At 38.3% G+C, this 6608-nt stretch carries 4 protein-coding genes; all 4 read left to right on the forward strand.

The window, feature by feature from the left end; translation table 11 throughout:
* Nucleotides 1–6: 6 nt before the first annotated feature.
* On the forward strand, nucleotides 7–1125 hold the full coding sequence (recF, locus tag AC4BHP_RS14480; protein WP_490553011.1) for a DNA replication/repair protein RecF: 1119 nt from the start codon (nucleotides 7–9) through the stop codon (nucleotides 1123–1125).
* A gap of 10 nt (nucleotides 1126–1135) precedes the next feature.
* Nucleotides 1136–1372 (forward strand): extracellular matrix regulator RemB, encoded by a 237-nt coding sequence (gene remB / locus AC4BHP_RS14485; protein ID WP_066109744.1) that lies wholly within the window; start codon nucleotides 1136–1138, stop codon nucleotides 1370–1372.
* Nucleotides 1373–1429: 57 nt separating this feature from the next.
* A complete protein-coding gene (gyrB, locus tag AC4BHP_RS14490; RefSeq protein WP_066109747.1) occupies nucleotides 1430–3352 on the forward strand; it encodes a DNA topoisomerase (ATP-hydrolyzing) subunit B in 1923 nt (640 codons plus the stop codon).
* A gap of 147 nt (nucleotides 3353–3499) precedes the next feature.
* Nucleotides 3500–6052 carry a DNA gyrase subunit A gene (gene gyrA / locus AC4BHP_RS14495; protein ID WP_066109750.1) on the forward strand — a complete coding sequence of 851 codons (2553 nt, stop codon included), beginning with the start codon at nucleotides 3500–3502 and terminating at the stop codon, nucleotides 6050–6052.
* Nucleotides 6053–6608: the final 556 nt, after the last annotated feature.

The raw sequence follows: 6608 nt of genomic DNA on the forward strand, positions 1-6608 counted from the left end.
AAAGATATGTATCTTGAAAAGATTAGTCTTCAACATTATAGAAACTATGAAAGTCTGACCGCCGAATTTGAAAATAAGGTGAATGTTATACTGGGCGAAAATGCTCAAGGAAAAACAAATGTGATGGAAGCTATGTATGTACTGGCCATGGCTAAATCTCACCGCACCTCCAATGATAAAGATCTTATTCGATGGGACCAGGAATATGCTAAAATAGAGGGAAGAGTACTGAAAAACAGAGGACCTCTTCCTATGGAATTGATTATTTCCAAAAAAGGCAAAAAAGCTAAAAGTAATCATTTGGAGCAAAAGCGTTTGAGCCAGTATATCGGCAATATGAATGTGATTATGTTTGCTCCGGAGGACTTAAACCTGGTGAAGGGCAGCCCTTTAATCAGAAGACGCTTTATAGATATGGAAATAGGACAAGTATCGCCTGTTTATTTACATGATATAAACCAATACCAAAAGATTCTCAATCAACGTAATGCGTTTTTGAGGCAAGCACAGCTGAGCAAAAGAGCTGACGATGCTATGCTTGCGGTTCTAAATGACCAATTCATTCATTATGCTGCAAGAATTCTTTTAAAGAGGTTTGAGTTCCTTGAATTGCTTAAGAATTGGGCAAAACCTATCCATAAAGGCATTTCTAGAAGTCTAGAAACGCTGGATATTCAATATAAACCATCCATAGAGGTATCAGAATCTATGGACTTGTCGAAAATAGTAGAAAGATTTCAGGAAAAATTTGATAAAATAAGTACTAGAGAAAAAGAACGAGGCACAACATTAATTGGTCCACATAGAGATGACCTGCAATTCTTCGTCAATGGTCATGATGTGCAAACGTTTGGGTCGCAAGGCCAGCAAAGAACAACAGCCTTATCTTTAAAATTAGCTGAAATTGAGCTGATTCATTCAGAAATCAATGAATATCCAATTCTTTTGCTTGATGACGTTCTATCTGAATTGGATGATTACAGACAATCGCATTTGTTGAATACCATTCAAGGTAAGGTACAAACCTTTGTAACGACTACAAGTGTAGACGGAATCGATCATCAAACATTGAGAGAAGCTGCAACCTTTCAAGTGAAAAGCGGAACAATGTCCAGATTGAAATGAGGTGGTTAAGATGTATCTTCATGTCGGAAATGATACTGTAATTAAGACTAGTGAACTAGTTACGGCACTTGATGCCAAAATGCTAACAGATTCACCTGTATTACAGAGATTTTTAGATGAAAATAAAGTTATTGATCTGGCTGAAGGTAATACAAAATCAATTGTGGTTACAGTTCATCACATCTATCTCTCACCAATTGGACTAACTGCTTTGAAAAGAAAATCAGCAAAGATGTCTACGTTGTAACACAATCGATAAGATACGAAATAAATGCATGAAAAGTGTAGGTGAAATGGTTTGACAATGGAGCAAAAAGAAATACAAAAAGAATCCTATGATGAAAACCAGATACAAATACTTGAAGGGCTAGAGGCAGTACGTAAAAGGCCTGGTATGTATATTGGTTCCACAAGTTCCAGAGGGCTTCACCATTTAGTCTGGGAAATTGTTGATAACAGTATTGATGAAGCACTGGCAGGATATTGTGATGAAATCAATGTATTCATCAATAAAGACAATAGTATTACGGTTAAGGATAATGGTCGTGGTATTCCTGTTGGTATACACGAAAAAGTAGGCCGTCCTGCAGTAGAAGTCATTATGACAACTTTACATGCCGGTGGTAAATTTGGCGGTGGAGGCTACAAAGTCTCCGGCGGTCTTCATGGTGTGGGTGCTTCAGTTGTTAATGCCCTGTCTACTGAATTGTCTGTCCAAGTAGAACGTGAAGGGAAAATTCATCTTCAACGTTTTGAAAGAGGTACACCAAAAGGCGAGCTTGAGATTTTAGGCGAATCCGATCGTACTGGTACAACTATTACATTTAAACCTGATGGTGAAATTTTTACGGAAACTCTTATATATGAATATGAGATTTTGGCGGTAAGGTTAAGGGAATTAGCCTTCTTAAACCGTGGTATTAAAATCACGATTAAGGATGAACGTGAAGATGGTAAAGAAAATGAATATTACTATGAAGGCGGCATTAAATCCTATGTAGAACATCTAAATCGTACGAGAGAGGTACTTCACGAAGAACCAATCTATGTCGAGGGTGCTAAAGATGGGATTTCTGTTGAGGTTGCTTTGCAATACAATGATAGTTTTACAAGTAATATTTATTCATTTGCCAATAATATCCACACCTATGAAGGTGGAGCACACGAATCTGGATTTAAAACAGCCTTAACTCGTGTAATAAATGATTATGCAAGGAAATACGGCATTTTCAAGGAAAATGACCAAAATTTAACCGGTGAAGATGTTCGCGAAGGCCTAACTGCGATTGTATCGATCAAACACCCTGATCCGCAGTTCGAAGGACAAACGAAAACTAAACTTGGTAACTCTGAGGCAAGAACGATTACTGACTCCATTTTCTCTGAAAAAATGGAGAAATTCATGCTTGAAAATCCTAGTGTCGCAAGAAAAATTATCGATAAAGGATTAATGGCTGCCAGAGCGAGAGCAGCAGCCAAAAAGGCTAGAGAGCTAACAAGAAGAAAGAGTGCATTGGAGATTTCCAACTTACCAGGGAAATTGGCTGACTGTTCTTCAAAAGATCCATCCATTAGCGAAATTTACATCGTTGAGGGTGATTCTGCTGGCGGATCGGCAAAATCTGGCCGTGATCGACACTTCCAGGCCATTTTGCCTTTACGCGGTAAAATACTAAACGTGGAAAAAGCGCGTCTGGATAGAATTCTTGGCAATCAAGAGATCAGAATGATTGTAACAGCTCTGGGAACTGGTATTGGTGAGGATTTTGATATTACGAAGGCACGATATCATAAAGTTGTCATCATGACTGATGCCGATGTCGACGGTGCCCATATCAGAACCTTATTGTTGACGTTCTTCTATCGTTATATGCGACCGATTATTGAAAATGGTTATATCTATATTGCTCAGCCACCGTTATACAAAATACAGCAAGGCAAGCGTATAATGTATGCTTATAATGATCGAGAGCTGGAAAGTATTATGAGTGAGCTCCCTAGCCAGCCAAAACCTGGTCTACAGCGTTATAAAGGTTTGGGTGAAATGAATGCAACACAGTTATGGGATACAACGATGGATCCGGAGCACAGAACATTGTTGCAGGTTAGTCTAGAAGATGCAATCGATGCAGATGAAACCTTTGAAATGCTTATGGGCGACAAAGTCGAACCGCGTCGGAATTTCATTGAAGAAAATGCGTTACAAGTTAAGAATCTAGATATATAAATTCGATTGATTTTTAAGTATGACTTCAATGGGATTGTTATTGAATTGGGGAATAGCGATCCATACATCTTTTCTGCAGGATAGACAACATCTATCCTGTCTTTTTACATGTATAACTGGATTTTGCGGATAAGAGGAGGTAATTCCATGGCGGAAATGGAAAACTCGAGGGTTAAAGAAATAAATATAAGTCAGGAAATGCGAACATCATTCTTGGATTATGCTATGAGTGTTATCGTAGCCAGAGCACTTCCGGATGTTCGTGATGGGTTGAAGCCTGTGCATAGGCGTGTATTGTACGCTATGAATGATTTAGGTATGACGTCGGATAAAGCATTTAAGAAATCGGCACGTATCGTTGGTGAAGTTATCGGTAAATACCATCCTCATGGTGATACGGCAGTCTACGACACGATGGTCCGTATGGCTCAGGATTTCAACCTTAGATATATGCTGGTTGAGGGGCATGGTAACTTTGGATCTGTTGATGGTGATTCAGCTGCGGCAATGCGTTATACAGAAGCCCGTATGTCAAAAATATCAATGGAGTTAGTTAGAGACTTAAACAAGGATACAATCGATTACCGAGACAACTACGATGGTTCAGAAAAGGAACCAGTGGTACTTCCATCACGTTTTCCTAACCTGCTTGTAAATGGCTCTTCTGGAATTGCGGTTGGTATGGCTACGAATATTCCTCCACATCAGTTAGGAGAGGTCATTGATGGTGTGCTTGCTTTAAGTAAAGACCCTGAGATCTCCATACAGGAATTGATGGAAATTATTCCGGGTCCGGACTTTCCAACTGCAGGTCAAATTTTAGGAAGAAGCGGTATTCGTAAAGCTTATGAAACTGGCCGTGGTTCCATCACGTTAAGGGCAAGATCGTTTATTGAAGAGAAACAAAACGGTAAACAGGTCATTATTGTAACGGAACTTCCATACCAAGTGAACAAAGCCAAACTGGTTGAACGTATTGCAGACTTGGTACGTGACAAGAAAATTGAAGGTATTACAGATTTACGGGATGAGTCAGACCGTAATGGTATGCGTATCGTAATTGAATTAAGAAGAGACACGAATGCAAACGTACTTTTAAATAATTTATATAAGCATACAGCAATGCAAACAACCTTTGGCATCAACATGCTCTCTCTTGTTGATGACCAGCCGAAGGTTCTGAATCTGAAACAAATGCTTTATTACTATTTGGAACATCAGAAGGTAATTATTCGCAGAAGAACGCAATTTGAACTTCGTAAAGCAGAAGCAAGAGCGCATATTTTAGAAGGACTACGAATTGCACTTGATCATATTGATGAAATTATAGCCTTAATCCGTGGCTCTCAAACTACTGATATTGCCAGAGAAGGATTAATGACTAAATTCGAATTGACTGAAAAGCAAGCTCAGGCGATCTTGGATATGCGTCTGCAAAGGTTAACAGGCTTAGAACGAGATAAAATCGAAAACGAATATAAAGAGCTTATGACATTGATTGGCGAGTTAAGAGCCATTCTTGCTGATGAAGAAAAGTTGCTTGACTTAATTCGTGAAGAGTTAACTGAAATTAAAGAACGGTTTAATGACGAAAGAAGAACAGAAATTGTCTTGGCCGGTCTGGAACATATTGAGGATGAAGACTTAATCCCTCAAGAGAATATCGTTATCTCTTTAACGAATAAAGGGTATATCAAGCGACTGCCAGCATCCACATACAGAAGTCAGCGTCGTGGAGGACGAGGTATTCAGGGAATGGGTACCAATGAAGATGACTTTGTTGAGCATCTGCTAACAACTTCAACGCATGATACAATTCTCTTCTTTACTAATAAAGGGAAAGTATATCGTTCGAAGGGGTATGAAATACCTGAATATGGACGGACAGCTAAAGGTCTGCCAATTATAAACTTACTTGAAATTGAAAAAGATGAGTGGATTAATGCAATTATCCCAGTTGAAGAATTTGTGGACGATTGGTTCTTATTCTTTACTACTAAACAAGGGATTTCTAAACGTTCCCCATTATCTTCTTTTGCCAATATTAGAAATAACGGATTGATTGCAGTTGGTTTGCGTGATAACGATGAATTGATTTCCGTTAAACTAACAGATGGCACCCGGAACATCATCATTGGAACAAAAGATGGTCAATTGATCCGATTCCCAGAAACTGATGTGCGTTCAATGGGACGTACAGCAACGGGTGTGAAAGGAATCACTTTAAGCGAGAATGATGAAGTAGTAGGTATGGATATACTCGAAGAAAATGATGATATATTAATCGTTACTCGCAATGGGTATGGAAAACGTACCGGAGAAGAAGAATATAGAATTCAAAGTCGTGGCGGTAAAGGAATTAAAACCTGCAATATAACCGATAAAACTGGTTCATTAGTATCTGTAAAAACTGTTACAGGTGAAGAAGATTTAATGGTTATTACTGCTGCGGGTGTTATTATTCGTATGGATGTTGGACAGATCTCCCGTTTAGGAAGAAATACAATGGGTGTTAAATTGATCAGACTTGAATCAGGTGATGATCAATATGTGTCTACAGTAGCTAAGGTACAAAAAGAAGAAGACTCTCCTGAGGATGACGAGCAGGAAGAAACAGTAGAACAAACAGAAATACAATCAGAAGAACAAACAGAACAAGGCACGGATGTTGAACCACTGGATTCACCTGAAGAAGAATAATAGGAGATAATACATTTGGTATATACAAAATAGCTTTTACTAACAACACCTCTTTTTAAAAGAGGTGTTGTTTTTATAAATGATTGTTTAAAGAAATTGGTTTGAGGTCGTATCATATTATGCTGTTTATATGGAGTTGATACATGCTAATAACAGCATTCATCTGTAGATTGGAGATGATAAGAGAGGCAGAGTTAAAACCTTTAAGCTAATACGATTAGTTGATTATATTTGTTTTATAGTTTTTTATAAAAAAGTGTTGCATTCCTGCCTGGGAATTGATATACTGATTTAGCTGACCGGGAAACACCGGGATGCACAAACATTAAATAAAAAAAGTTGTTGACAAAAGGTTGCTAACTTGATATGATAGTTAAGTCGCCAAAACGACAACAAAACAGATTGTTCTTTGAAAACTAAACAAAACGAAACGCCAAGCAAGTCTAAAAACAAGAGATTTTTAAAATCTCGTCAATTTGCTTTAAAATTTAGCTAGATCAAACATCTTTCGGAGAGTTTGATCCTGGCTCAGGACGAACGCTGGCGGCGTGCCTAA

It is taken from the genome of Pradoshia sp. Z4_20, assembly GCF_058216035.1.